The organism is Alteromonas sp. ABH4_457, from assembly GCF_056160625.1.
Genome location: NZ_JBSWXN010000005.1, coordinates 368,446 through 393,811, shown reverse-complemented (window position 1 = coordinate 393,811; position 25,366 = coordinate 368,446). Strand labels below are relative to the sequence as shown.

The following is a 25,366-nucleotide window of genomic DNA, read 5'->3' as shown; positions in this document are numbered from 1 at the left end:
TCTACCCCCTGGATAACCGCACTACAACGCGGCGGTTGAGCGCACGGGCGTCACTGTTGTCATTTGGCGAGATGTGACGCTTCTCGCCGTGGCCAGTGACTTCGATACGGGAGGCATCCACACCCATGGCTGTAAAATACTCTTTCACCTGATTAGCACGGCGGACAGATAACTGCTCGTTGCTCCAGCGTCCGCCATAGCTGTCGGTATAACCGTCCAGTAACACCAATTCCAGTCCGCTGTCTTCTTTCAGATATTCCCCAATCATGTTCAGACGCTTTTCTGAGTATTTGGTTAAATCCACACTGTTTTTCTCGTAAGACAGCACGGTGTAGGCAATATCATCAAAACTGTAGGGCAACAGTTGTGACACGCACTTCACGAAGTTGCGGTATACCGGTGTGAAGTTGCTGGCATTCAAGGCAACAGCCACTTTGTCGTATTCGTTGTACCAGTCCTGATAGTAGATAGTCGGCCAGTAGCCCTTTTCCAGTTCACTGAGCATTGTCCAGGCAGCTTGCTCAGGCAGGTCGCCGTTGTACTGGGTTCGCAGGGTCATATCAGCAATGTTTTTAGGTGCTGCGCCGGGCATCCATGAAGGAGGGACTGAATAAACGGCGGCCACGCCAAATTTCTTCGGCAGCAGTTGCATGTCCAGCTCGAATTCCATATTCAGTTGCTTCGACGCTACGCTGGAGAACTCGGCATCGCCGTAACCGGGTACCGCATGAGATAAAGTGCACTGCAGACGGCTTTCATCTTTCAATTGCCAGTCAGAGGATTCCACAGTCGCAGAATACTGGCGCATTGCGCCGTAACCCGGTGCACTTATCAGCAAAAAACACAATAAAGCCTGTCGAAACATAATATGCCCTGAAACTAAGAGAAAAGAGGTGGCTCTTTCTTTATCGCCGCCCTGCGCAAAAAGTTTAGCACAATGGTCAGTATAATCCCCTTCCCTCACAGGTAACAAAGGTAGATACATACGGCGTATCTTGCGATAATCCATTTTTGCTCTGCCCATGCACTTGTTTATTCAGAGGCTTCTTCGATCTATGTCTGAAAACGCGAATTTGTTAAAGCACCGTTTCCGTGGTTATTTTCCTGTCATTATTGATGTGGAAACTGCCGGTTTTAATGCTACAACTGATGCACTGCTGGAAATCGCTGCTGTCACTTTGCGTATGGATGAACAAGGTGATTTGCACCCCGACAAAACCGTGCATCACCATGTCAATCCCTTCGAGGGCGCGAACCTGGAGCCGGCTGCACTGGAGTTTAATGGCATTGATCCTCATTGTCCGCTAAGGGGCGCACTGGATGAAGCCGATGTCATGAAAGACGTATGTAAGCAAATCCGCAAACTGCAGAAAGATGCAGACTGTCAACGCTCAGTGATTGTGGCCCATAATGCCACCTTTGATCAGAGCTTTGTAAATGCCGCGATTGCCCGCAGTAACATTAAGCGCACTCCGTTTCACCCGTTTGTGTCTTTCGACACAACGACACTGGCAGGGTTAGCCGTCGGTCAGACAGTACTGGTAAAGGCATGCCGTGAAGCCGGGATTGCGTTTGATCAGAGTGAAGCACACAGTGCCCTTTACGATGCAGAGCGGACAGCAGAACTGTTTTGCTACATTGTGAACCGCTACAAACATTTAGGTGGCTGGCCAGTCGCGCCAGCGGAATGACCGGTCACAGGAACAACTATCCGGTTTCTATTTGACGTCGCCTCTTTCTTGTTAACAAATTGTAACGTACACTGAGAATAACTGAATCGTTTAAGTCGTGTACGTTATGAAACACCCCGTTGTCCTCTGGACCCTGACCGTCGCCTTCGCCGGTTTTCTTTTCGGATTTGATACCGCTGTTATTTCCGGCGCTGATCAGCCTATTCAGGCTTTATGGCAAACCTCAGATCTGACTCACGGATTGCTGGTCATGTCTTCTGCCCTGTGGGGTACCGTTGCCGGCGCCCTTACCGCCAATATTCCCTGCGATAAATTTGGACGCAAACCAGTACTTGTTGGCATTGGTATTTTGTATGTGGTGTCAGCCATTGGCTCCGCACTGGCAACCGATCCTGTGTTTTTCAGCATTATGCGCTTTATTGGCGGGTTTGGGGTCGGCGTGTCTTCCATTGCGGTGCCCGCCTACATTGCTGAAATTGCACCGGCGCAGAAACGGGGCCGTATGGTAGCCACCTATCAGTTCCAGATTGTGTTTGGTATTCTCATCGCCTTTCTTTCAAATTTTATACTCTCCGCCTGGTTCAGCCTTGACTGGCGATGGATGCTGGGTATAGAAGCCATTCCGGCAATGATTTATCTGTTACTAGTACTTAATGTACCGGAAAGCCCGCGCTGGCTGCTCCTGCACCGGAATGATGAAAAACAGAGCAGGGATATTTTGCTCCGCGCCGGTGAAACTGACCCGGATGCTGTGCTGGCTGCTGTAAAGCGGGATGTTCAGAATCATCGCAGCCCGTCACTGTTCAATGCTGCCTACCGTTTACCGGTGTTGCTGGCTTTTCTGGTAGCGATGTTTAATCAGTTGTCAGGCATTAATTTTGTTATCTACTTTGCACCCAGAATATTCTCACTGGCCGGCCTGGATGCTTCTTCGGCTTTGTTATCCAGCGCCGGTATAGGTCTTGTTAATCTCATATTTACCCTCGCCGGACTGGCACTGATCGATAAAATGGGCAGACGACAATTGCTTTTTGCCGGTTCACTGGGCTATCTGGTGTCTCTGAGTCTGCTCACCTGCGCGTTCTGGTTGCAATGGCAGGGAATACTCGTGGTGGGTCTGATATTTTTATTCATTGCTTCTCATGCCATGGGCCAGGGTGCTGTGATTTGGGTGTTTATTTCGGAGATCTTTCCTAACAGTGTCCGCGCCAAAGGTCAGGCCCTGGGCAGCAGCACTCACTGGGTGTTTGCAGCGTTGATTGCCCTGCTGATGCCCTGGTTGCTGAGCCAGTTTTCAGCATCCGCTCTGTTTGCGTTCTTTACCGTTATGATGGCCTGCCAGCTTATTTGTGTGATTACCTTTTTCCCCGAAACACGGGGAAAGACGCTGGAAGATTTGGGAGATGCGCTTTCCCGCTCACAGCGTTAAATCATAACGCCACTACAGAAATAAAAAAACGCCGCAGGAGCAGTGCTCCGGGCGGCGTTTTCAGGTATTTCAGGCTTTGCTTACAGCTTGTCTGCTTCTTCAGACAGGTATTTAGCAACTCCGGCAGGAGATGCATCCATACCCGATTTACCTTCAGTCCAGCCAGCAGGACATACTTCACCATGCTCTTCGTTGAACGTCAGCGCGTCAACCATACGCAGCATTTCATCGATGTTACGGCCCAGAGGCAGATCGTTAACGACCTGGTGACGTACGTTACCTTCAGCATCAATCAGGAATGAACCACGGAAAGCAACACCCGCTTCAGGATGTTCCACATCGTAGGCCTGACAAATTTCGTGCTTAACGTCAGCAACCAGAGTGTACTTAACCGGACCAATACCGCCCTGATTTACCGGTGTGTTTCTCCACGCATTGTGTGAGAACTGAGAATCGATAGAAACACCGATCACTTCCACGCCGCGCTTCTGGAATTCTTCATAACGCTTATCAAATGCGATCAGCTCAGAAGGACACACGAAAGTGAAGTCCAGAGGGTAAAAGAACACAACGGCTTTCTTACCTTTGATAGCTTCACTTAACGTGAAAGAATCTACAATTTCACCACTTCCTAAAACAGCTGCTGCAGTAAAGTCAGGGGCCGGACGGCCTACCAGTACGCTCATTGTTCGCTCCATTAATCTTTTAAATATTATCTGTTTGCCCGCAGGCATAACCAATATAGGTGCAGTTATCTGAAAGCCAAGGTTTTTCAGGCCTAAATCAAAAATAAATCCCTTTGTTTTCTTAATGTAGACTAAAGATTAATCGAAAGATTGTTGCAGAAGTATTGCTAATTATACAAATAACAACTATTATCATTCACGTTGAAGTTAATAAGGTTTGTTGTATGTTCGTTTGTATGTGTTACGGCGTGACGGATAAAGACATCATGAATGCAGTGGAACAGGACGGTGTGGGTAACATCCGTGAACTGCGTCAGCATTTGGAACTGGGAAACCAGTGTGGAAAATGCATTCAGATGGCCCAGCAAATTATCGATTCGACTATAGTCGATGAATCTCTTTTCAAAGAAGTGTGTTGATCCTCATAGTCACACTTCTCTGACGTTTATTCTTCCCTTTCTTTCTTAAAAGTCGTATCGCGACTGCAGATAATAAAAACCACCATTGATGCCGGACGGCGCTGTAGGCGGATACAACGCGCCGACGACCTCACTGTATGGATTCCGGTCCGGATACGTATTAAACAGATTAGATGCGCCTAACGCGAAGGTCAGATTTTCTGAATAATGCCAGCTCAGTTCTGTATCCAGCGTAATCATACTGCCACTGTTAATGTCCATGTCTGCTGCGGCGTCTACATGATCCTCATAAAAACCACCATAATATTTCAGGCGCCACAACAGTGACCAGGCCTGCCAGTGCTGTTTTAACGTGCTGGTTACCCGGACAGCTGGCAGGTTATCTTCCAGCATTCTGACCCGCTGCGGGGTAAGACTGGGTACCAGCACCACTTCACCGTCACGGTTTCGTTGCGGGAATGCCGATAACCGCTTCACTTTGGTGTCAGTCCAGTTCATCGAGGTAGTAAGCGCATGGGTAATACCGGCGACGTCAAAACGATAATTCACTACTACATCTATACCCTGTGTTTCGGTATCGAAATCATTGGCAAAAAACTTTATCGCATTAAAATTATCCGCTTCACGGTTGCCCTGACTTAACAGCAGGTCGATATCACTGTCAGTGAGAGGGATGGCAGACGTTGTGCTAATTCTGTCCTGCAGGCGGATATTGAAATAGTCCATCGTGAGGTAAAAATCTTCATCCCAAAAAGCAACAAAGCCCACACTGCCGTTCACAGACTCTTCCGGCGTCAGTGGTTCTGCTCCCAGTTGCACGGAAACAGGATGGGTAGGCGGCAGGGTTGCCTGATCTTCCAGACCGGAAGAGGCATAGGCAGTGGTAATATTAATGACGTTGCTCTGCCCTACCGTAGGCGCTTTAAAACCGGTACTCAGCGAGCTGCGAAAAGAAATCACATCGTTGAGGACATACCGGAGGTTAATCTTGCCATCCAGTGTTGAGCCGAAATCTGAAAAATGTTCTCCGCGCAGCGCCGTTGCTACCTGCAAATCTTCAGTCAGGTGTAACTCCAGATCGGCATACATGGCCCAGTTATGACGACTCCAGTGGCCCGCAGACATAGGCTGATAGCCGGGAAAGCCATTGGAACCCACACTGAAGCCGGCGGAATCGTTGCGGGAAGCGTCGTTGGCAAAGGGCCCTTCCACCCACGATGCTTCATCGCCGGCGATTTGTCCGTAGGTTTCCCGACGCCATTCGAACCCGACAGCCACGCTGGCCGGTTTGGATGTCCAGCCATCATAGAAGCGGGAAAAATCAAGATTTACCGTCCGCTCGACCTGGCTTACTGCGCCGGGGGAAAAGGATAAAGGAGACGCATCGCCCAGGGATGGGTTAACGGTGTTTTCCAGACGAAAACGCACATTGGAGTATCCGACACTGCCAGTGAGATCAAATAGCCAGTGCTTGTTCAGTTCGCCCCGAATCCCTGCGAATAAAGAGCCGTCTTTGATCACACCGCCGAAGCGGGGAGTAAAACCACCGGGGAACCATTCATTAAATGCAAAACAGTTTGCCCCTGTAGGTGTAGTGTTATCTGCAATCAGCTGATAAGCAGGATTGTCCAGCACATTTGCGCCGGAAATGAAGATATCCGGACAGGCTATTCCCTGTCCTATGCCGTCTTTATCGGCAACTAACAGTTTATCCTCTGACGACTCCGGATCACTGAACACCCCCAGCCGGGTATGCGGATGACGGTAATAAAAGCCGCCATCTACCGCACGCCGTGCCGCGGTGCCGAAAAAATACAATTCAGTGTGATCATCCAAAGGCAAACCGGCATTAAAAGCCAGTTTCATATCACTGCCTACATCCAGCGCGCCCCAGATTTGCGAGGGGTCAGTAACATAGGGATTACCGGCTTCGGTCAGTGCCAGTGCATCAGAGCGCTGCACAGACCGGCTGGTCGCATTCTGCTGCTGATATTCTGCCGTAATATTAAAAAAACCGTCACCCAGTGCCAGACCTGTATTCGCCTGCAACTGCACGCTTTCTCCGTCACCTTCGTAATACTGCCCGGTTTTGCCGGCGATATACCCGCCCTCACGGCGGTTATCCAGTACAAAGTTGATAACACCGGCGATCGCATCAGAGCCATATTGCGCAGCAGCGCCGTCGCGCAGTACTTCCACCTGACGCATGGCGCCTGCCGGCAGCACTGAAATATCCGGTCCCTGAGCGCCGTCTGACAGTCCGCCACCTAAAAATGTGATCACTGCAGAACGGTGTCTGCGTTTGCCATTCAACAATACCAGCGTGTGATCAGCCGCCATTCCCCGCAGGTTTGCCGGGCGAACCAGACTGGCGGCATCGTTAATGGGCTGGTCGTTAACATTCAGCGACGGCACCACGCCGGCCAGCATGGTTAATACATCTGTGCTGCCCTGCGCCTGCAGTGCATCTCCGGCAATAATGTCTAAAGGTACCGGTGACTCCACAACTGAACGGGGTGCGCTGCGAGTGCCCACAATAGCAATCCGTTCAATAGAAAAACCAATATCGTCATTGACTCTGGGGCGTGGCGGACGCGGTGGCGGTGTTTTCAGCTCGTTGACCGCTTTCACCGTTAACATGCCGGTTGCGTCAATCTGTACGGCAAGCGCAGTGCCGCGAAGCAGCTGCAATAACCCTTCCTGCAAAGTAAACGAGCCGGTAAGACCATTGGCGCGGACTTTCTCTGCCAGTTCGTAGGGAAAAAGTAATGTGGTATTTGCCTGTTTGGCAAATTCAGTGAGAGCAGCGTCAGCACTTTGAGGAGGAATATCGAAGTCGATTTTTTGCTGCGCAAACACAGGCGCGGTATAACTGGCTGCGCAAAAGCTTGCAGCAGTCAACACGCGGATTAGCGATAAGCGAAGAAGTGTTTTGCGCATGAGAATCTGACAGTCGACAATATCTGTGTTGTAAAAAGAAAACCGCCACCCATACCGGGAAGTCCGTTTTCAGCCCGTTTTATTGTTATTTTTGTGAGTAAACAGGACGTTTAGCAACACAACTACTTTTCTTCTATTCGTTAATAATAGTAAAACCAGAACCCTGTACAATAATAACCGCGAAAACATCAAACCGCTCAGTTAAATATTTTCCCGCCTTACCGGATCACTTCCTTTATACGCAACGCTACAGAATTCTGTGCTTTTACACAATATGGAAACAGCAGGAAAAGTGGGAATAAAGAGTATAAAGCGGAAATATAGGGTTAAACGGCGGACCCGGTATTATTTCTCCGGAATATTCATATGACAGTCAAAGCGTTAACTACAACACTGCCCGTCTTAGCGGGCAGTATACATTGTGTTATCCCTGTTGTTCAGACAACTGAATGGTCATCGCGTCAACACGTTTATGTTCAATGTGGAAGCTGTTCTTTAACGCCGACAACAAGCCACTGATGTCGCCCACTTTAAAATATCCGGCAACCCGTTTCTGCTTCAGCGCTTCACCTTCAATGGTAAAATCAACAGCGGTGTAGCGTTCAATTTCACGTAAAGCATCTTCCAGCGCCTCGCCTTTAAACACGATCATACCCTGTTGCCAGGCCAGGTCCTGTTCCATTGCATCTGTATCGAGATTTTTAAGGTCGCTAAGTTCGCCGTCAACGTTCGCTTTTTCGCCGGCAGTAAGCAGTTTCAGATTGCCAAATGCATTGCCTTTCTGAATCATTTCAGCAATTTCTTCCCGGCTCACAGAATTTTGTTTGTCCTGCACCAGCACTTTACCTTCTGTCACCACCAACTCAAATGCTTCGTTGTTTGTATACTGCATATTAAAAGCGGTACCAATGGCTGTTACCGTATTTATGCCGGCTGTTACGGTAAATGGTCTGGAAGCGTCGTGAGCCACTGTGAAGTGTGCTTCGCCCTTAATTAAATCAATAAGGCGGCGCTCGCCGTCAAAGTTAATCTGAATGGCCGAATTAGTGTTCATGTGCACCACTGAGCCATCATTTAAGGTCAGTGTTTTCTGTTCGCCAATGGCCGTTCCGATGCGTTGCGCCAGATGATAGCCGGTGTCATTCTGACCCAGCCAGTAAGAATCAACCATCATGGCAGCTGCTGCTGCCATAAGCAGAAAACCGGCCGCTACGCTCCAGCGTGCCTGGCGAAGTACTTTTCTGGCTTTGCCCGTTTCCCCTTTAATCTGCGGTCGCAGGGGGAACATGCCTTTTAATTCATTCAGTACACTTAAATCATCCCAGACACGCGCCACGTCAAATAAAATACGGCGGTGGCTCTGACTGGCATTCAGCCAGTCCCTGAGCGTGTCTGTTTCTTCGCTGGTTAAGCCACGATCGATACGGCTTACCCAAAGGCAAGCTTCCTCGTGTATGTCATCCTTACTGGTGAATTTGCTCACATTACTCATGGCTTAACTACTTGTTTGTCCTGATCTTGTCTGCCCTGTTGTACCTTTACCACCGGTACCGGCACTGGCTGCCAGAAAACGTGAACATTGCAACAGCCCCTTAGCTACATGTTTTTCGACGGTACTTTCACTCAGGCCCGTCAGATCTGCAATATCCCGCTGGCTCATGCCATAGACTTTCTTTAATAAAAACACCCGCTTCACTTCAGGCGACAAGGACTCTGTTGCTCTGCAAAAATGAATAAAGCGCTCTTTACTTTCGACATGCTTCTCAAGGCTGTAACCCACTAAATCGTGAGGAAGCATATCCATATCATCTACCGGCTGGTTTAACTGGCTCGCCGCACTGTTCACGTGATTAAGCGCGAGATTTCTGGCCGTTTTCAGCATGTAGGTCCGCTCATAGCGGATTTCCTGTTTTAATTCAGCCTCATAACTTTTAATAAAGGCTTCCTGCACGATGTCTTCAATATCATCCGAACTGACAATAGCACTCACCGCCCGCATCATCTTTGTGCGGTATTTTATGAAAGTGGCGGCGATAGTCGATTTGTTGGACATAATCTCTTTACAGGCAGTGTAGCTAAACCGTTACAAGTCGCTCTATGATGCCAGTTTTTTGCTCATGAAGTCATGCATTATTTTTTATACTTAAGTTGGGAACAAAGGGGGCAGCTGCCCCCTTTTTGTAACCCTTTGCTACGCTTAGAAGGTATAAATACCGCGAACGTAGTAGAAGCCACCGTTGATACCCAGCGGAGAGGTAACCGGATAAGCTGCACCGGCAATCTCATTGTCATACTGCGTATTGCGGTCCGGATATTCATCCAGCGCATTCTTCGCACCGACAACCAGTTGCAGGTTTTCGCTTACGCTGTAACCCACTTCAACATCCAGAGACAGCTCAGAACCGATGTTATCGATTGGTAAGCCTGAATCCAGGTGATCTTCAAAGATGCTACCGTAGTAGTTCACACGACCCAGTACGCGCCAGTCACCATTGGTGTGGTTAGCAGTGAAGCTCCAGCGGGTTGCCGGCAGGTTGTCTTCAAGCATACGCACACGCTCTGGTGTGATGTTCTCAGACGCCTGGTCTACAGTAGTTGAAGTCCAGTTGTATGCCAGAGAGTACTTAGTTTCGCCGCCGAACATGTCCTGGCTGTAGTTAGCAACAACGTCAAGACCTTCAGTAGTGGTATCGAAGTCGTTGGTGAAGAACTTAACCGCGGAGAAGCTTGATGCGTCAGAAACACCTTGCGCCAACAGCGCAGCAATGTCTTCTTCTGTCAGTGCGATAGCAGATGTTGTACTGATACGGTCAGTCACTTCAATGTTGTAGTAGTCAGCAGTCAGGAACAGACCGTTATCAAACTCAGCAACCACACCGAAGCTCATAGATACAGACTCTTCAGGCGTCAGCGGCGTACCGCCTTTCTGAACAGAGATAGGATCGGTAGGAGGCAATGTAGCCTGATCTTCCAGCTGGCCGCTTGAACCGAATGCTGTGGTTACGTTACGTACTGTGCTCTGCCCAATCGTTGGTGCTTTAAAGCCTGTTGAGTACGCACCACGGAATGCAATGCTGTCAGTCACCTGATAACGGGCAGACAGTTTACCTTTCGTGGTATTACCGAAGTCAGAGAAGTCTTCGTAACGCACTGCCGCTGCAACCAGGAAGTCGTCAGTCAGATATAATTCCGCATCCAGGTAGAATGCGATGTTGTTACGTGACGCTTCACCCTGACTCTTGTTAGACAGACCCGGGAAACCGTTTGAACCGATACCGAAGCCCTGAGAAGCCAGCGGGCCGATAGTGTAAGACGCAATGTCACCGGCTTTCGCTTCGTAGCTTTCATGACGGTACTGGAAACCACCGGCAAGGTACAGCGGATCATTCAGACCCACTTCGATTGGCTTAGTCAGGTCAATATCCAGAGTCTGTTCAGACTGTACATAGGTACCCGGCTTAAATGAAGTTGGTGTTTCCGGACCCATAGACGGGTTAATGGTATTTGAAATGGCAAAATCAATTTCATTCTGACCCAGGTTTAAGCTGACGTCATAACCGATTTCGTTAGCCAGTTCACCACGGGTACCGAATACCAGTGACATATCCTGAACGGTACCACCGAAGCGCGGCGTGAAACCGCCCGGGAACATTTCGTTGAACGCAAAACAATCAGGATTGTTTGCGACTTCTTCAATGTAACGCGGGTTCTGTAATACATTGTCACCCACCAGAATGTCTGTCGGGCAGTTACCGGACATATCGCCGGTCAGATCACCAACCAGCAGTAACTGGTTGCCGTCAGCATCTGTACCACCGTCGTTAACACCACCACGGTTATGCGGATTACGGTAGTAGAAACCACCTTCTACTTCACGTTCTGCGTAGTTACCGAACATATAGGCTTCGGCATTGTCGCTCAGTTCCAGACCTAAGTTTGCGAAAACTTTGATGTCGTCTTTGATTTCAGGGCTACCCCAGATTTGAGCAGGGTCAGCAACAAAGGTGTTACCGGCAGCAATCAGTGCAGCCGCATCGTCACGCTGTACACTGCGTGACGTTGGATCAGATGTACGGTATTCAGCAGACAGGTTAATAAAACCCTTCTCGCTTAATGGTAAACCGATATTACCGGAAACCTGCATCATGTCACCGTCACCTTCATAGTATGAACCGTAACGGGCTTCAAACATGCCACCTTCATCAGCGTCTTTGAGTACGAAGTTAACAACACCGGCAATCGCATCAGAACCGTACTGTGCTGCAGCACCGTCACGCAGAACTTCTACCTGTTTCAGAGCAGATGAAGGAATAACAGAAATGTCAGGACCCTGTGCACCGTCAGACAAACCACCACCCAGGAAGGTGATAACTGCAGAGCGGTGACGACGCTTGCCGTTTACCAGCACCAGAGTGTGGTCTGAAGCCATACCACGCAGGTTAGCCGGACGAACCAGTGTTGACGCATCGTTGATAGGCTGGTCATTTACGTTGAAAGAAGGTACGACGGTTTGCATCATCGATACCATGTCAGTTGCGCCCTGATTCTGGAACTCATCACTGGAGATGATATCTACCGGAACAGGAGAGTCGCCGACTGAACGGGGAGCGGCACGGGTACCGACAACAGCGATTTTTTCAACATCTTTCGCTGCAGCTTCTTCACTTTCCTGCGCATAAGCATTCACAGAGGCCAGCATACTTACAGCAGCAGAAGCTGCCAGTGCAGTACGCACATTTTTTGTCAGTTTTGACATTGACGTTTTCATAGTGGTTTCCTGGATTTTGCGATTTTTCCCCCGGCTGAATCAGCACTGAAAATGACGTGTCAATTTAGCCGGAATTTTTATATTTTTAATAATACACACACTAACTTTTACCGCGTTAGTTGGGGAACTTATAGACCGCAAACCCATAGAAAACAAACCTTTTTAGCCAAATTAAAAATATTTTTTAAAGTGATGGAGGATTTTGTTTTCTGACCTGTCTATTACAATATTGGCGGGGTTTAAGCGCAGTGAAAACCAGCCCGATCCGGATAATTTATATACAATTTTTGGTTATCTCCCTTTCGACCGTATTGTGTTTTTCTGACACAAAAAACCCGGCAAATGCCGGGTATTTTTTTAACTTTTTTCAGACTCTGAAAACCGGATTATTCTTCTTCAGTTTTATACTTTGCAGCAGTGTCTTTGATCAAAGGTTGCAATTCATTTTGCTGGAACATTTCGATAATGATGTCACAACCGCCAACCAGTTCGCCATCTACCCATAATTGTGGGAAAGTTGGCCAGTTAGCGTATTTAGGTAATTCCGCACGGATATCCGGATTTTGCAGAATATCCACATATGCAAATGGTTCACCACATGACATCAGCGCCTGTACGGCTTGTGCAGAAAAACCACAACTAGGCAGTTTAGGAGAACCCTTCATGTATAAAAGAATTGGGTTTTCGCCAATTTGCTGCTTAATTCTGTCTACGGTTGATTCGGTACTGTTTTCCATCCGATCCTCTCTGGTGGTGGGAGATACGTTCAGTGCATTATGGGTATCTTAACGCCGGATTCAAGGGCTGAAAGCGGTTTTTCTGTCATAGCATGACTATCTTTTCATTAATGTGATCTGAAATGGCCTGTTAACCTTAACAGTGAGTATCACTATTTTTGGCAAATCAGATGATGATTTTTTTGCATTGCACCACTAAAAATGCATAAATTTGTCATTGAGTTATCAAAATCTGCCCTTATATCTGTATACAGCTTTGACCGTTGTCGTTTTCCCGCGCCCATGTTGTGAACAAAGTGGGAATATCGACGTTAATACATTGAAAAGAATGGAGAATTCAAATGGCGTTTGAACTACCACCACTGCCGTACGAAAAAAATGCACTTGAACCGCACATTTCAGCAGAGACGCTGGAATACCACTACGGTAAGCACCACGCCACCTACGTAACTAAACTGAACGGTTTAGTGGAAGGCACAGACCTGGAAAGCAAAGATTTAGAAGAAATCATCAAAACTTCAGAAGGCGGTGTTTTCAACAACGCAGCTCAAATCTGGAACCACACGTTCTACTGGCACTGCCTGAGCCCAAATGGTGGCGGTGAAGCCACTGGTTCTGTTGCTGAAGCGATTAAAGCAAAATGGGGCTCATTTGAAGACTTCCAGGCTGCATTCGACGATAAAGCAGTAAATAACTTCGGTTCGAGCTGGACCTGGTTAGTGAAAACTGCTGATGGCTCTCTGGACATCGTAAACACCAGCAACGCAGGTACGCCTATCACTGAAGAAGGTGTAACGCCACTACTGACAGTTGACCTGTGGGAACACGCTTACTACATCGACTACCGCAATGCCCGCCCTAAGTATCTGGAAAACTTCTGGAAACTGGTTAACTGGGAATTCGCGAACGAAAACTTCGCGAAGTAATTGCTGAGCGAAAGCTGAATCCAAATAAAAAAACCCGCAATCGCTTGCGGGTTTTTTGTTACACAAATTTAACGTCAACTGACTGGCATTAAAGACAAAATCTATTCGAAAAGGTTCATTCTTTTATTAGACTAATTATTGAGCGTTTATTACCAAATATCCTGAAAATTTCCTTTTAAAGTTGCCAAAGAGGACTAAGCTGTAAAGACGGGAATCCGTTTTTTGGGGAAATCTATGGGTATTTTCGAGCATTACCAGCAACGTTACGAAGAGCGCCAACAAGAAGAATTCACCATCCAGGAATTTCTGGATATCTGTAAAAGCGACCCGACAGCCTATGCGAACTCCGCAGAAAGGTTGTTACAGGCAATAGGCGAGCCTGAAATGGTCGACACCTCTACTGACCCGGCACTCAGCCGCATTTTTTCGAACAGGGTCATTGCACGCTATCCGGCCTTCCATGAGTTTTACGGTATGGAAGAAGCGATAGAGCAAATTGTCTCTTATCTTAAGCATGCTGCTCAGGGCCTGGAAGAAAAGAAACAAATCTTATATCTGCTTGGTCCCGTCGGGGGCGGTAAATCCTCTCTTGCAGAGCGGCTTAAAGAGCTGATGCAAAAAGTACCGATTTACATGCTGAAAGGCTCACCGACCAACGACCATCCGTTTTCACTGTTCGACCTTGCCGAAGATGGCAATATTCTGGAGAAAGAATACGGTATTCCAAAACGCTACCTTAAAACTATTATGTCACCATGGGCCCGCAAACGGCTGCATGAATTCGGTGGCGACATTTCTAAATTCAAAGTAGTACGGGTTTATCCGTCTGTGCTCGACCAGGTGGGTATTGCTAAAACGGAACCCGGAGACGAAAACAATCAGGATATTTCATCACTGGTGGGCAAGGTGGATATCCGCCGCCTGGAACAATTCGCTCAGAACGATCCGGATGCTTACAGCTATTCCGGTTCTTTGTGTAAGGCCAATCAGGGCCTGATGGAATTTGTGGAAATGTTTAAAGCGCCAATTAAGGTGCTGCACCCGCTACTGACGGCCACACAAGAAGGCAACTATAACCCGACAGAAGGGTTTTCTGCCCTGCCCTTTGACGGCCTGATCCTGGCTCACTCCAATGAATCCGAGTGGCAATCTTTCCGCAATAACAAGAACAACGAGGCATTTCTCGACCGCGTATATATTGTAAAAGTGCCCTACTGTTTACGGGTATCAGAAGAGATGCGGATATACCGCAAGCTGCTCGACAGCAGTGAGCTCAGCGGTGCGCCCTGTGCTCCTGACACGCTGGAATGTCTGGCGCAGTTCACAGTATTGTCCCGTCTTAAAGAGCCTGAAAACTCCAGTGTCTACTCTAAAATGCGGGTTTACGATGGTGAAAGCCTCAAAGACACCGATCCGAAAGCCAAGTCTTATCAGGAATACCGTGATTACGCCGGCGTTGATGAAGGTATGGAAGGGCTTTCCACCCGTTTCGCCTTTAAGATTTTGTCACGGGTGTTCAATTTCGACCATCAGGAAGTGGCGGCAAACCCGGTACACCTTTTCTATGTGCTTGAGCGGCAAATTGAGCGTGAGCAGTTCCCTCAGGATACGGCGGACAGATACCGCGAATATCTGAAGGGCTACCTTATTCCCCGCTATGTGGAATTCATCGGCAAAGAAATTCAGACAGCCTATCTGGAGTCTTATTCTGAATACGGCCAGAACCTGTTTGACCGATATGTCACTTATGCTGACTTCTGGATTCAGGATCAGGAATACCGCGATCCGGAAACCGGTCAACTGTTTGACCGCAGCTCACTGAATGCCGAACTGGAGAAAACAGAAAAGCCGGCGGGTATCAGTAACCCTAAGGATTTCCGCAACGAAATCGTGAACTTTGTGTTGCGGGCCCGTGCTAATAACGGGGGCAAAAATCCTGCATGGACGAGCTATGAAAAACTACGCACTGTGATTGAGAAGAAAATGTTCTCCAACACAGAAGACTTATTGCCAGTGATTTCTTTTAACACTAAAGGCTCCACTGAAGATAAGAAAAAACATGATGACTTCGTTAACCGTATGGTGGAGAAAGGTTATACCTCCAAACAAGTCAGATTGCTGTGCGAATGGTATCTGCGGGTACGCAAAGCGTCCTGATTTGTCGCTTCAGGCAAACCAGACTCACGCATTGTTGTTGCAACCAAATAGTAGGTATCTATGGCGCATTTTATCGACCGAAGGTTAAACAGTAAGGGAAAGAGCACGGTAAACCGTCAACGCTTTTTACGCCGCTACAAGCAGCAAATAAAGCGGGCGGTATCCGATGCGGTCGGCCAGCGTTCAGTCACCGATTTGGAGACCGGCGAGCAGATCAGTATTCCCGCACGTGACATCAAAGAGCCGGTATTTCATACCGGCCAGGGCGGCCAGCGCACCATCGTTCACCCCGGCAACGATCAGTTCACGGCCGGGGACAAAATTGAACGTCCTCCCGGCGGGGGCGGCGGACAAGGACAGGGCGAAGGTGATGCCAGTGACAGTGGCGAAGGCCAGGACGAATTTGTATTCTCAATTTCCAAAGATGAATACCTTGATTTGTTATTTGACGATCTCGCCCTTCCCAACCTCAAAAAGAATCAGTTTGATAAGGTGGTACAGTACGAAACCTACCGTGCCGGCTATCAGACTGATGGCGTTCCCAGTAACCTCGACATTGTCCGTTCGCTGAAAGGGTCAGTTGCAAGACGAATCGCGCTGACCGGCAGTGACCGGAAAAAACTCCGCGAGAAGGCAGCACAACTTGAGGCCCTGAAAGCTGACAAGCATGATAATGCGCTGGCTATCATGGAGCTTGAAAAAGAAATAACAGCGTTGAAACAAAAAATTGCCAGAGTGCCATTTATTGATACGTTTGATTTACGCTTCAAAAACTATGACCGCCGCCCGGTGCCCACCAGCAAGGCGGTAATGTTTTGCCTGATGGATGTGTCCGGCTCAATGGATCAGGCAACCAAGGACATGGCAAAACGGTTTTACATTTTGCTGTACCTGTTTCTTACCCGCACCTATGAGAACGTTGAAGTGGTGTACATCCGTCATCACACTCAGGCCAAAGAAGTCGACGAACAGGAGTTTTTCTACTCACAGGAAACCGGCGGTACCATTGTGTCCAGCGCGCTGAAGCTTATGGATGAAATCATCAAAGAGCGGTATACAGAGAGCGACTGGAATATCTATGCTGCACAGGCATCGGATGGTGATAACTGGGCCGATGATTCGCCGCAATGCAAACAAATACTCATGAAGGAGTTGCTACCGGCAACCCGCTATTTTGCTTATATCGAAATAACAGAACGGCAACATCAGAGCCTGTGGCGGGAATACCAGCAGGTCGAGAACAGTTGCGATAACTTTGTCTGCAAACACATTCAGAGTGTCAGCGATATTTTCCCTGTATTCCGCGAACTCTTTAAAAAGTCGGAACAGGAAGCAGCCCCGGGAGGATAGTATGGCAAAAACGACGAAGCGGGCTAAGACCCCTTTGAGTGACGGTCCGGACTGGACTTTCGATATGCTTGAGCAGTACGAAAGCCATATCGATCGTATCGCCAAAAATTTCAAACTGGATACTTACCCGAATCAAATTGAGGTCATTACTGCTGAGCAAATGATGGATGCCTATGCCAGCATTGGTATGCCCATTAATTATGCGCACTGGTCTTTTGGCAAAAAATTCATTCAAACCGAGCAAAATTATCGTCGCGGCCAGATGGGACTGGCCTATGAAATTGTTATCAATTCCGACCCTTGCATTGCGTATTTGATGGAAGAAAATACCATCACCATGCAGGCACTGGTCATGGCCCATGCCTGTTACGGTCATAATTCCTTTTTTAAAGGCAACTATCTGTTCCAGACGTGGACGGATGCCAGTTCTATTATCGATTATCTGGTGTTTGCCAAAAACTACATCGCCAAATGCGAGCAACGCTATGGCACCGATGAAGTAGAGAGTATTCTGGACTCCTGCCACGCCCTGATGAATTACGGTGTAGACAGGTACAAACGCCCGCAAAAAATATCCATGCAGGAAGAACAGGCCAGACAGGAGCAGCGGGAGAAATATCTGCAATCTCAGGTAAATGAACTGTGGCGTACCCTGCCCGACGCCCACGCCAGTGAAAAACCGAAACAACAGCGTTTTCCGTCAGAACCTCAGGAAAACCTGCTTTATTTTATAGAGAAAAATGCCCCCCTGCTTGAGCCCTGGCAGCGGGAACTGGTGAGAATTGTGCGTAAAGTCTCCCAGTATTTTTATCCGCAAAAACAAACTCAGGTAATGAACGAAGGCTGGGCTTGCTTCTGGCACTATCATATTCTGAATCAGATGTACGATGAAGGACTGGTCACTGACCGCTTTATGATGGAATTTCTGCACAGCCACAGCGGCGTGGTAATGCAGCCTGAATATAACAGCCCTTACTATTCCGGTATTAACCCTTATGCCCTGGGTTTCAATATGTTCATGGACATCAAACGAGTGTGCCAGAACCCCACGGCGGAGGATAAATACTACTTACCGGATGTTGCCGGAAAAGACTGGCTTGAAACGGTGCATTTTGCCATGCATAACTTCAAAGATGAGAGTTTCATCAGTCAGTTTTTATCTCCCAAGCTCATACGGGACTTTAAGCTGTTCGCCATTGAAGATGATGCACGTGATAATTTTGTCAGTGTCAGCGCCATTCACGATGAGCAGGGATATTTAAAGATCCGTGAAAAATTGTCCGCCCAGTACAACCTGAGTAACCTGGAACCCAATATTCAGGTATACAACGTAGATGTCCGGGGCGACCGCTCCCTGACGCTGCGGTACATTCCGCAACGGGGTATTCCGCTGGCAGAATCGAAAGAGGAAGTCATGCGGCACCTATTCCGTCTGTGGAAATTTGATGTTTTTTTAGAACAGGACGGACCGGAAGGCGCTGAGGTGATTGCCAGCTGCACCCGCCCCGCTAACGCCGCCTGATATGCGCCTGCAGCAGGCTGATGAAAGTCTGCCTGCTGCGCTTAATCTGCAGATACCCGGCGAACCTTACTCTCTGACGAATGGATATTTCCCGCCGCCCTGCAATAAGTCAAAGGCGGGCCTCTCATTTTCTTTACCGGATGATTTGAACATCATCACAATACCGGCAGGCTCAAACTGAAACTCCGTTGGTGAAAACGCTGTCAGCGGAAAGGCATTCTGGCCTGTGGCTTGCGCCATTAATATCCCGTCTTTAACCGTCAGCGTGATTTTAAGAGGAATAGCATCCGAGCTGTATGTGCCCTCGTAAGTGAACAGTTGCGATTCACTTAGGGTCACAGGTTCTTTTGAAAAATCCGGTAACTCATATGGGAGTCCGAAGTAAATACTCAGCACCGCAACACTGATCTCATTCAGGGTGTAATTCACGCCGTTTGCAGTTAAGGCAAACGCTACGTTCCCCATCTCAAAATAGCCGGACTGAGAGGCAAAGCCGTCAATGCTGCCATTGTGGCCCCACAAGGTTCTTTCAAAGAAAGGAAACGGAAACAAGCCGTGGCCCACCCCTTTCTGCACCCTCTTCATCATAGCCAGTGATGACGATGATACTAATTTGCCTTCAAACAATGCCGTCAGGAACGTCGCTACGTCTGTGGGCGTGGAAATAACTGCACCGGCTCCATGGGGCACACTCATGTTTGTTTCGGTAGCCGGCTGCCAGCCACCGTCATAATAATACGAATTAGCCTGATCCTGCTCAACGTCAATGGCGCCACCGAAGGCCGTCCGCTTTAGTCCCGCCTTTTTGACAATACGGCTTTGCAGCTGGCTGGCATAACTGTCGCTCCCGAGCTCTTCTATGATGTATCCCAGCAAAACATAACCAGTATTAGAATAACGGGTGTCTGTACCCGGCGGGAAATCAACGTCCAGCGCTTCAAATACAGACAACATATCTGCCTTACTTCGGGGAGATGTCATGTATGTGCGGTATGCCGGTAAATTTGTGAAATTGTGCAGGCCGCTGCGATGACTCAGCAACATGCCGATAGTGATAGCACCGGCATTTTTAATATCAGGAAAGAACGTGGAGAGGGGTGTATCAAGGCTCAGTTTTTCTTCTTCAATTAATTGAAAAATCATCACTGCGGTAAACACTTTGGTGATCGAGCCCACGCGATACTGCGTGTCACTTCCGGCTTTACGGCCAGAGGCGACATCAGCAAAACCAATGGCGCGTTGATAAACGGGCTCACCGCCATCAACAATCGCCACATTCAACATCGCCTTGTCTTCTTTTTCCAGTAACGCGAAGTATTTGTCCAGTTTTGCACTGTCAAAATCCTGTGCACAAACGCCCCACGCAGCGAAAGCCAGCAGTAAAACAAAAAACCTTTTCATATGCACTCCCTTGCCAGAAAATACGGCGATGATAAAAGTCAGAATGACACAGAATTCACCGCCAAGTGCAATCTACACTGACGGATTTGCAGACGTATTTCAACGTGTATGGCTATTTTAAATGCAACAAATTGTCATCCACGGGGAAAGTAGCAAAAAAGCACAGGGACGCTAGGATGCGCCCTGTGTATTAATTGTCGGACGATGGCAGAACAGCAGACAAACAGCGCCCAGGAATGCCGCACCGGCAGCAAAGGCAAAGGTTTGATAAGCATTAACTCCCTGGTCCCACAGCTGACCGGCCACATAGTTGCCCAGCGCTCCGCCCATACCGAAAGCAATACTGACGTACAGGGCCTGACCGCGACTCTGGAAACGTGATGGGAAAAAATGCGTGATGAAGTGCATAGCAGTAACATGCGCCAGGCCAAAGCTGAGCGCATGAATAAGCTGACTGATCACCACAACCACGCCGTGCTCTGCCCACGCCGCCAGCGCGTACCATCTGCCTGCTGTTAACACCATACACCACAATAACAATTGCCACACACCCACTCTGGCAATCAGTCTGCGGGCGATCAGGAAAATACCGATTTCAGCCACAACGCCAATGGCGATGAGCATACCGGTTTGCTGACCGCTGTAATCGAGATCACGCATGTACAGAGCGAAGAATCCGTAATAAGCCCCAAAACTTACCTGCAATAAAGCGGCGGAGGCCAGAAATAACAAAAAGGTTCTGTTGCGGGCAATTTGCCACAGCGTACCGGTTTCTTCATCCTTAGACGGCACTTTGTCCGGCTGACGAATAAACAGAGAAGTCAGAAACAACCCGGTCAGCACAAATAAACTGGCATACACCGGCGCCTCTGAGGAAAAGATATCCAGCGCTTTTCCTGTGGACACAGTAAGTACTATAAAACCGATACTGCCCCACAGACGAACCTGGCCATAACTTATCCGGGTGGGTTTTACTGACTGAATGGTGATCACCTCAAGTTGAGGCAACACCGCCGTCCAGAACATCATCATTAACCCGAAAGCCAGCGTGAGTCCCCAGAAACTGCTAAACCAGAATACAGATGTAAAACACACCACAGACAACAGGCAGCCGAGGCGGACAACATTTACCGCTTTACCGGTTTTGTCCGCCACACTGGCCCACAGAGACGGACCGACAATACGGGATAAGGTAATCACTGCCCACAATTCACCGATGTCTGACGAGGTAAACCCGCGGCCATCAAGAAAAATGCCTAAATAAGGCGTGAGTACACCAAGCTGACCAAAATACAACCAGTAGGTAACCGCAAGCAGAATGATATTGGTGCGCGAATGAGCATTCATAACACGCACCACAGATTAGAATTGTTCAAAGAGAGGCGCTTATTTCGCAGAGTTGCCCGGAATGACAGGGGTGCCGGACGTGATACCGGCATTCTGTGCGCGGTGGCGCAGCACGTGATCCATTAACACAATCGCCAGCATTGCTTCAGCAATAGGTACAGCACGGATACCTACGCACGGGTCATGACGACCTTTCGTCACGATATCGATTTCGTTGCCGTCCACATCAATGGTTTTACCGGGCACTGAAATACTGGACGTTGGCTTAAGCGCCATGTGCACAACCAGATCCTGGCCACTGGAAATGCCACCCAGCACACCACCGGCGTGGTTGCTGCTGAAGCCATCCGGTGTCAGTGTATCGCGGTGCTCACTGCCCTTTTGTTCTATCACACCGAAACCATCGCCAATCTCAACGCCTTTCACCGCGTTGATGCCCATCATGGCACTGGCAATGTCAGCATCGAGACGGTCGAAAACCGGCTCGCCTAACCCTACAGGCATTCCCGTCGCCACTACCGAGACTTTCGCACCGATAGAGTCGCCTGATTTTTTCAGGTCACGCATGTACTGGTCTAATTCGTCCAGCTTACTTTCGTCAGGACAGAAAAACGGATTGGTGTTTGTCACGCTGTGATCAACGGTCTCCACTTTTACCGGTCCAAGCTGGGAAAGATAGCCATGAATTTCGATGCCGCAGCTCTCTTTCAGGAATTTCTTGGCAATACCGCCTGCCGCAACACGAATAGCTGTTTCACGGGCAGAAGAGCGGCCACCACCACGGTAGTCCCGCGTGCCGTATTTTTGATGATAGGTGTAATCCGCATGACCGGGACGGAAACGGTCTTTGATATTGGAATAGTCACCACTGCGCTGATCGGTATTCTGGATCAACAGGCCAATGCTGGTACCGGTGGTTTTACCTTCAAACACACCCGATAAAATTTGTACCTCATCACCTTCCCGGCGGGCGGTGGTGTAACGGGAAGTGCCGGGTTTTCTGCGATCTAAATCAATCTGCAGATCGGCTTCTGAGATTTCCAGTCCCGGAGGACAGCCATCAACCACGCCACCTATTGCAATCCCGTGGCTTTCACCGAATGTGGTGACAGTGAATAATTTTCCAAAGCTATTACCAGACATCTGTATTAACTTTCCTTCCCGTTAAGATATGAAACCAAAGACGCACGGGAGACGGCAAAAATACCGTGTCCGCCGTGTTGAAGTGCTACCCATTCCACGTTTAACCCGGCAAAACGTTCAGCCATATGCACCTGACTGTTGCCGACTTCCACCAGCATCCAGCCATTTTCTTTTAAATACACCGGTGCCTGCTTCAGCATCTGCTCAACCAGATCCAGACCATCTTCTCCTGCCGCAAGGGCTAATTCAGGCTCATGCTGATATTCGTCCGGCAAATCATTCATGTCTTCTTCATCGACATAAGGCGGGTTCGACACGATTAAGTCGTACCGCTGCCCTTCCAGACTGGTAAATAAGTCTGAATGAATGGGGAAAACACGGTCGCCCAACTGATGTTCCTGAATATTGAAATCTGCCACTTCCAGGGCGTCGTGGGAAATATCCACAGCATCCACCTGAGCTTCAGGAAATGTATGGGCCAGCGCAATAGCAATACAACCCCCACCTGTACACATGTCCAGAATACTGGCCGGCTCAGATGACAGATAAGCGGAAAAGCGGTCTTTGATCAATTCGGCAAACGGTGAACGGGGGATCAACACTCTTTCGTCAACGTAAAAAGGCATGTCGCAGAACCATGCCTCACCGGTAATATACGGCAACGGCATGCGTGTTTGTACCCGCTTTAAGACTAAATCTGCAACTTTCTCTTTTTCTGAAGTGGTAAGACGGGCTGAAAATAAGCCGTCACCGGTTTGCGATGTAATATCCTGTGGCAAATGCAGAGCATGCATTACCAGGCTAACAGCTTCATCCCAGCTGTTATCAGTGCCATGCCCGTAGTACAGGTGTGCATCGTTAAAACGGCTCACAGACCATCTCACCATGTCCAGCATGGTGTGCAGTTCACGGATGGCTTCGTCTAAATAAATCTTATCGGTCATGGAGTGTGGTACATCGCCAGAAATAAAGCTGGTATCATACCGAAACTCGCAATGACACCCAACACAAATTGCGCGATAACAGACGTGCAGATGAACACAGGTTAAAACAGACAGGAGAAAATGGTTGGCTGATCAGTGGAAACCGGAAGACGACGACAATGACATGTCATTATTCCGGGAAGCGGTAAGTGGTATAAAGCCGCTCTCACAGGACAAAATTGTGCATAAACGCCGTCATGTGCCGGCGAAGCGCCTGCATTCCGCCACCCGCCCGGACAGCCGTCAGCAAAAGCTGCTGGATGCCAGTTTTGCCTTTTCAGATGTCTATCAGGCCAGCCTGCCCCATCAGGGCCCCATGCGGTATTGCCGCGAAAATGAACCGACACACAGTTTGAAGCGATTACGGCGGGGGGATTTCTATCCTGAGCTGGTACTGGATTTACACGGTCTGAACCGCGAAAACGTGAAGCTGGAATTATCCGCACTCATTTACACCGCGCGCAAGGAGCTTATTGACTGTGTTGCCATTGTGCATGGCATCGGTTCCGGCGTACTAAAAAACGCCTTGCCTCACTACCTGGTTCAACACCCCCATGTCAAAGCGTTTCACCAGGCTCCCCTGGAGTATGGCGGGCAAGGCGCGTTACTGGTGCTTATCGAAACCGTTGATCCGGGCCTCAGTAAACAATAACAAACTATTTATCCGGTCCCGCGCTGTTGTGCATAAACAGCCACGTGTAATAACACATCATCAAAACAACGATAAAAATACCCAGAAGTGAACCCCATACTACAGGGTCTTTAAGCATGGTTAGCCACATCAGATTACTCCCTAACATTGATAACTTTTTACAGTGCTAGTGTGCATGGCTGCGACAGGTAAATCTGTGATCTGAATCAATGGGAACAGTCGATGCAAATAAGACCCGTGATGCAGATCAAAAAGGTTTTTTTAAAAAAAAATGAATAAATTCACAAAACGATATTGCAAATCATTATCATTTACACTATATTGATCCTGCCTGTTCGACGTTGGGTGATTAACGGTCTTGGCTTAGCGTCGATTGTAGGCAGGTGTGTGGTGCGCCTGCCTACTTCTTTTCTCTCCCGGTAACCTTCGTATTGAGTCCTTCGTATTGAAAAAACTGCCGCGTCCGGTACTTTCACACCAAGAATGCCAGCCCCTTACGCAGTCACATCATCATTATGTGAACAGTTTCCAAAACCAGCTTTTCTGCAAGTCTTCTTCGCAGGTTTTTAACTGGGTAGCATAACGCAATGAGCGTGCTTTAACCGTTCCGGCCACCTTTTTCAGCCAGGGCTTACTGTTGTAGGTACGGCGTTTATACCCGCCCCACCCTTCATGGTAATTCAGGTACTGGGCATAGCCGTCCCACTTTGATACACCATTAATTTTATATGATTTGGAAATAAACCAGCCCATGAAATCCATGGCGTCATCAAAATCATCCCGGTCCGCCCAGCTGTTGCCGGTTTCGTTGACATAGTCAGACCAGGTAACCGTTTTAGCCTGAGAATATCCGTAAGCGGAACTGACCCGCCCCCATGGAATAAGACCAAAAAATACATAATCTTTTGGTGGCAGTGCATCATGCCGGAATGAGCTTTCCTGATACATGATTGCCATAGGAACATGGATTGGCACGCCCCATTTATCGCGGGCATCAGCGGCCGCATCATACCAGTCTTCTTTTTCGTAAAAGATTTCGCAAATGTTACTGGTGTCCTGAGGAGGCGACGTGGCACAACCGGTGATACCACTTAAAAGTAGTACAATTCCGGCACCTGCAAAAAATCGTTGTGAATTGTTGAACTTTCTCACTGCCCGCTGTCTTAATAAGTGTTCTGGTAATAAATGTGTGTGTTTCCCTGGAACATTCTTATG

General features: G+C 48.5%; 21 protein-coding genes. 8 read left to right on the top strand and 13 right to left on the bottom strand.

Going from position 1 to position 25,366, the window contains the following annotated elements; genetic code table 11:
* Window position 1: 1 nt before the first annotated feature.
* Window positions 2-865, bottom strand: coding sequence for a flagellar protein MotY (locus ACXAGR_RS14525; RefSeq protein WP_119503346.1), 864 nt, complete (start codon window positions 863-865; stop codon window positions 2-4).
* A gap of 190 nt (window positions 866-1,055) precedes the next feature.
* Between ACXAGR_RS14525 and rnt the strand changes: the two genes are divergently transcribed.
* Together rnt and ACXAGR_RS14515 are read left to right on the top strand one after the other, a co-directional pair.
* The gene (gene rnt, locus ACXAGR_RS14520; RefSeq protein ID WP_119500679.1) at window positions 1,056-1,691 is read left to right on the top strand and encodes a ribonuclease T; all 636 of its coding nucleotides are present in this window, start codon (window positions 1,056-1,058) and stop codon (window positions 1,689-1,691) included.
* A gap of 106 nt (window positions 1,692-1,797) precedes the next feature.
* Window positions 1,798-3,120 (top strand): sugar porter family MFS transporter, encoded by a 1,323-nt coding sequence (locus ACXAGR_RS14515; RefSeq protein WP_474851097.1) that lies wholly within the window; start codon window positions 1,798-1,800, stop codon window positions 3,118-3,120.
* 80 nt (window positions 3,121-3,200) lie between these two features.
* Here ACXAGR_RS14515 and ACXAGR_RS14510 read toward each other — a convergent pair whose 3' ends face one another.
* Window positions 3,201-3,806, bottom strand: a complete 606-nt coding sequence (locus ACXAGR_RS14510) for a peroxiredoxin (protein WP_474851096.1) — start codon at window positions 3,804-3,806, stop codon at window positions 3,201-3,203.
* A gap of 224 nt (window positions 3,807-4,030) precedes the next feature.
* Between ACXAGR_RS14510 and ACXAGR_RS14505 the strand changes: the two genes are divergently transcribed.
* A complete protein-coding gene (locus ACXAGR_RS14505) occupies window positions 4,031-4,225 on the top strand; it encodes a (2Fe-2S)-binding protein (RefSeq protein WP_119500676.1) in 195 nt (64 codons plus the stop codon).
* Window positions 4,226-4,270: 45 nt separating this feature from the next.
* Here the strand turns inward: ACXAGR_RS14505 and ACXAGR_RS14500 are convergent, their stop codons facing one another.
* The 5 genes from ACXAGR_RS14500 to ACXAGR_RS14480 form a co-directional block, all read right to left on the bottom strand.
* On the bottom strand, window positions 4,271-7,165 hold the full coding sequence (locus ACXAGR_RS14500; protein ID WP_474851095.1) for a TonB-dependent receptor plug domain-containing protein: 2,895 nt from the start codon (window positions 7,163-7,165) through the stop codon (window positions 4,271-4,273).
* A gap of 424 nt (window positions 7,166-7,589) precedes the next feature.
* The gene (locus tag ACXAGR_RS14495; protein ID WP_119500675.1) at window positions 7,590-8,657 is read right to left on the bottom strand and encodes a FecR family protein; all 1,068 of its coding nucleotides are present in this window, start codon (window positions 8,655-8,657) and stop codon (window positions 7,590-7,592) included.
* Window positions 8,658-8,660: 3 nt separating this feature from the next.
* The gene (locus ACXAGR_RS14490) at window positions 8,661-9,218 is read right to left on the bottom strand and encodes an RNA polymerase sigma factor (protein ID WP_474844733.1); all 558 of its coding nucleotides are present in this window, start codon (window positions 9,216-9,218) and stop codon (window positions 8,661-8,663) included.
* A 144-nt stretch (window positions 9,219-9,362) separates the two neighbouring features.
* A complete protein-coding gene (locus ACXAGR_RS14485; protein WP_474851094.1) occupies window positions 9,363-11,933 on the bottom strand; it encodes a TonB-dependent receptor plug domain-containing protein in 2,571 nt (856 codons plus the stop codon).
* A 386-nt stretch (window positions 11,934-12,319) separates the two neighbouring features.
* Complete coding sequence (locus ACXAGR_RS14480; RefSeq protein WP_119500672.1) at window positions 12,320-12,670, bottom strand: Grx4 family monothiol glutaredoxin; 351 nt, start codon at window positions 12,668-12,670, stop codon at window positions 12,320-12,322.
* A gap of 341 nt (window positions 12,671-13,011) precedes the next feature.
* Between ACXAGR_RS14480 and sodB the strand changes: the two genes are divergently transcribed.
* From sodB to ACXAGR_RS14460, 4 genes are all read left to right on the top strand, one after another.
* Complete coding sequence (gene sodB, locus ACXAGR_RS14475; protein ID WP_119500671.1) at window positions 13,012-13,596, top strand: superoxide dismutase [Fe]; 585 nt, start codon at window positions 13,012-13,014, stop codon at window positions 13,594-13,596.
* 234 nt (window positions 13,597-13,830) lie between these two features.
* Entirely contained in the window at window positions 13,831-15,753 is a 1,923-nt protein-coding gene (locus ACXAGR_RS14470; RefSeq protein ID WP_119500670.1) for a PrkA family serine protein kinase, read from the top strand.
* A gap of 60 nt (window positions 15,754-15,813) precedes the next feature.
* A complete protein-coding gene (locus tag ACXAGR_RS14465) occupies window positions 15,814-17,103 on the top strand; it encodes a YeaH/YhbH family protein (RefSeq protein WP_474851093.1) in 1,290 nt (429 codons plus the stop codon).
* Between the two features lies 1 nt (window position 17,104).
* Window positions 17,105-18,625 (top strand): SpoVR family protein, encoded by a 1,521-nt coding sequence (locus ACXAGR_RS14460; protein ID WP_303575295.1) that lies wholly within the window; start codon window positions 17,105-17,107, stop codon window positions 18,623-18,625.
* Window positions 18,626-18,691: 66 nt separating this feature from the next.
* Here ACXAGR_RS14460 and ACXAGR_RS14455 read toward each other — a convergent pair whose 3' ends face one another.
* The 4 genes from ACXAGR_RS14455 to prmB all read right to left on the bottom strand — a co-directional run bounded on the left by ACXAGR_RS14455 (window position 18,692) and on the right by prmB (window position 23,460).
* Complete coding sequence (locus tag ACXAGR_RS14455; protein WP_474851092.1) at window positions 18,692-20,026, bottom strand: serine hydrolase domain-containing protein; 1,335 nt, start codon at window positions 20,024-20,026, stop codon at window positions 18,692-18,694.
* A 171-nt stretch (window positions 20,027-20,197) separates the two neighbouring features.
* A complete protein-coding gene (locus ACXAGR_RS14450; protein ID WP_474851091.1) occupies window positions 20,198-21,373 on the bottom strand; it encodes an MFS transporter in 1,176 nt (391 codons plus the stop codon).
* A 39-nt stretch (window positions 21,374-21,412) separates the two neighbouring features.
* The gene (gene aroC / locus ACXAGR_RS14445; RefSeq protein ID WP_474851090.1) at window positions 21,413-22,516 is read right to left on the bottom strand and encodes a chorismate synthase; all 1,104 of its coding nucleotides are present in this window, start codon (window positions 22,514-22,516) and stop codon (window positions 21,413-21,415) included.
* A 5-nt stretch (window positions 22,517-22,521) separates the two neighbouring features.
* Entirely contained in the window at window positions 22,522-23,460 is a 939-nt protein-coding gene (gene prmB, locus ACXAGR_RS14440) for a 50S ribosomal protein L3 N(5)-glutamine methyltransferase (RefSeq protein ID WP_474851089.1), read from the bottom strand.
* Window positions 23,461-23,584: 124 nt separating this feature from the next.
* On the opposite strand from prmB, the gene smrB reads away from it, so the two are divergent.
* Window positions 23,585-24,151, top strand: a complete 567-nt coding sequence (gene smrB / locus ACXAGR_RS14435; RefSeq protein WP_474851088.1) for an endonuclease SmrB — start codon at window positions 23,585-23,587, stop codon at window positions 24,149-24,151.
* Window positions 24,152-24,155: 4 nt separating this feature from the next.
* Here the strand turns inward: smrB and ACXAGR_RS14430 are convergent, their stop codons facing one another.
* Both ACXAGR_RS14430 and ACXAGR_RS14425 read right to left on the bottom strand, forming a co-directional pair.
* The gene (locus ACXAGR_RS14430; protein WP_442858453.1) at window positions 24,156-24,269 is read right to left on the bottom strand and encodes a DUF3149 domain-containing protein; all 114 of its coding nucleotides are present in this window, start codon (window positions 24,267-24,269) and stop codon (window positions 24,156-24,158) included.
* Between the two features lie 395 nt (window positions 24,270-24,664).
* Complete coding sequence (locus tag ACXAGR_RS14425) at window positions 24,665-25,258, bottom strand: transglycosylase SLT domain-containing protein (RefSeq protein ID WP_181013666.1); 594 nt, start codon at window positions 25,256-25,258, stop codon at window positions 24,665-24,667.
* Between the last annotated feature and the right edge of the window lie 108 nt (window positions 25,259-25,366).

What these genes read in the sequence shown, in the direction of transcription:
- ACXAGR_RS14525 (WP_119503346.1), bottom strand. Translation starts at nt 865, where the DNA reads ATGTTTCGACAGGCTTTATTGTGTTTTTTGCTGATAAGTGCACCGGGT.
- rnt (WP_119500679.1), top strand. Translation starts at nt 1,056, where the DNA reads ATGTCTGAAAACGCGAATTTGTTAAAGCACCGTTTCCGTGGTTATTTT.
- ACXAGR_RS14515 (WP_474851097.1), top strand. Translation starts at nt 1,798, where the DNA reads ATGAAACACCCCGTTGTCCTCTGGACCCTGACCGTCGCCTTCGCCGGT.
- ACXAGR_RS14510 (WP_474851096.1), bottom strand. Translation starts at nt 3,806, where the DNA reads ATGAGCGTACTGGTAGGCCGTCCGGCCCCTGACTTTACTGCAGCAGCT.
- ACXAGR_RS14505 (WP_119500676.1), top strand. Translation starts at nt 4,031, where the DNA reads ATGTTCGTTTGTATGTGTTACGGCGTGACGGATAAAGACATCATGAAT.
- ACXAGR_RS14500 (WP_474851095.1), bottom strand. Translation starts at nt 7,165, where the DNA reads ATGCGCAAAACACTTCTTCGCTTATCGCTAATCCGCGTGTTGACTGCT.
- ACXAGR_RS14495 (WP_119500675.1), bottom strand. Translation starts at nt 8,657, where the DNA reads ATGAGTAATGTGAGCAAATTCACCAGTAAGGATGACATACACGAGGAA.
- ACXAGR_RS14490 (WP_474844733.1), bottom strand. Translation starts at nt 9,218, where the DNA reads ATGTCCAACAAATCGACTATCGCCGCCACTTTCATAAAATACCGCACA.
- ACXAGR_RS14485 (WP_474851094.1), bottom strand. Translation starts at nt 11,933, where the DNA reads ATGAAAACGTCAATGTCAAAACTGACAAAAAATGTGCGTACTGCACTG.
- ACXAGR_RS14480 (WP_119500672.1), bottom strand. Translation starts at nt 12,670, where the DNA reads ATGGAAAACAGTACCGAATCAACCGTAGACAGAATTAAGCAGCAAATT.
- sodB (WP_119500671.1), top strand. Translation starts at nt 13,012, where the DNA reads ATGGCGTTTGAACTACCACCACTGCCGTACGAAAAAAATGCACTTGAA.
- ACXAGR_RS14470 (WP_119500670.1), top strand. Translation starts at nt 13,831, where the DNA reads ATGGGTATTTTCGAGCATTACCAGCAACGTTACGAAGAGCGCCAACAA.
- ACXAGR_RS14465 (WP_474851093.1), top strand. Translation starts at nt 15,814, where the DNA reads ATGGCGCATTTTATCGACCGAAGGTTAAACAGTAAGGGAAAGAGCACG.
- ACXAGR_RS14460 (WP_303575295.1), top strand. Translation starts at nt 17,105, where the DNA reads ATGGCAAAAACGACGAAGCGGGCTAAGACCCCTTTGAGTGACGGTCCG.
- ACXAGR_RS14455 (WP_474851092.1), bottom strand. Translation starts at nt 20,026, where the DNA reads ATGAAAAGGTTTTTTGTTTTACTGCTGGCTTTCGCTGCGTGGGGCGTT.
- ACXAGR_RS14450 (WP_474851091.1), bottom strand. Translation starts at nt 21,373, where the DNA reads ATGAATGCTCATTCGCGCACCAATATCATTCTGCTTGCGGTTACCTAC.
- aroC (WP_474851090.1), bottom strand. Translation starts at nt 22,516, where the DNA reads ATGTCTGGTAATAGCTTTGGAAAATTATTCACTGTCACCACATTCGGT.
- prmB (WP_474851089.1), bottom strand. Translation starts at nt 23,460, where the DNA reads ATGACCGATAAGATTTATTTAGACGAAGCCATCCGTGAACTGCACACC.
- ACXAGR_RS14430 (WP_442858453.1), bottom strand. Translation starts at nt 24,269, where the DNA reads ATGCTTAAAGACCCTGTAGTATGGGGTTCACTTCTGGGTATTTTTATC.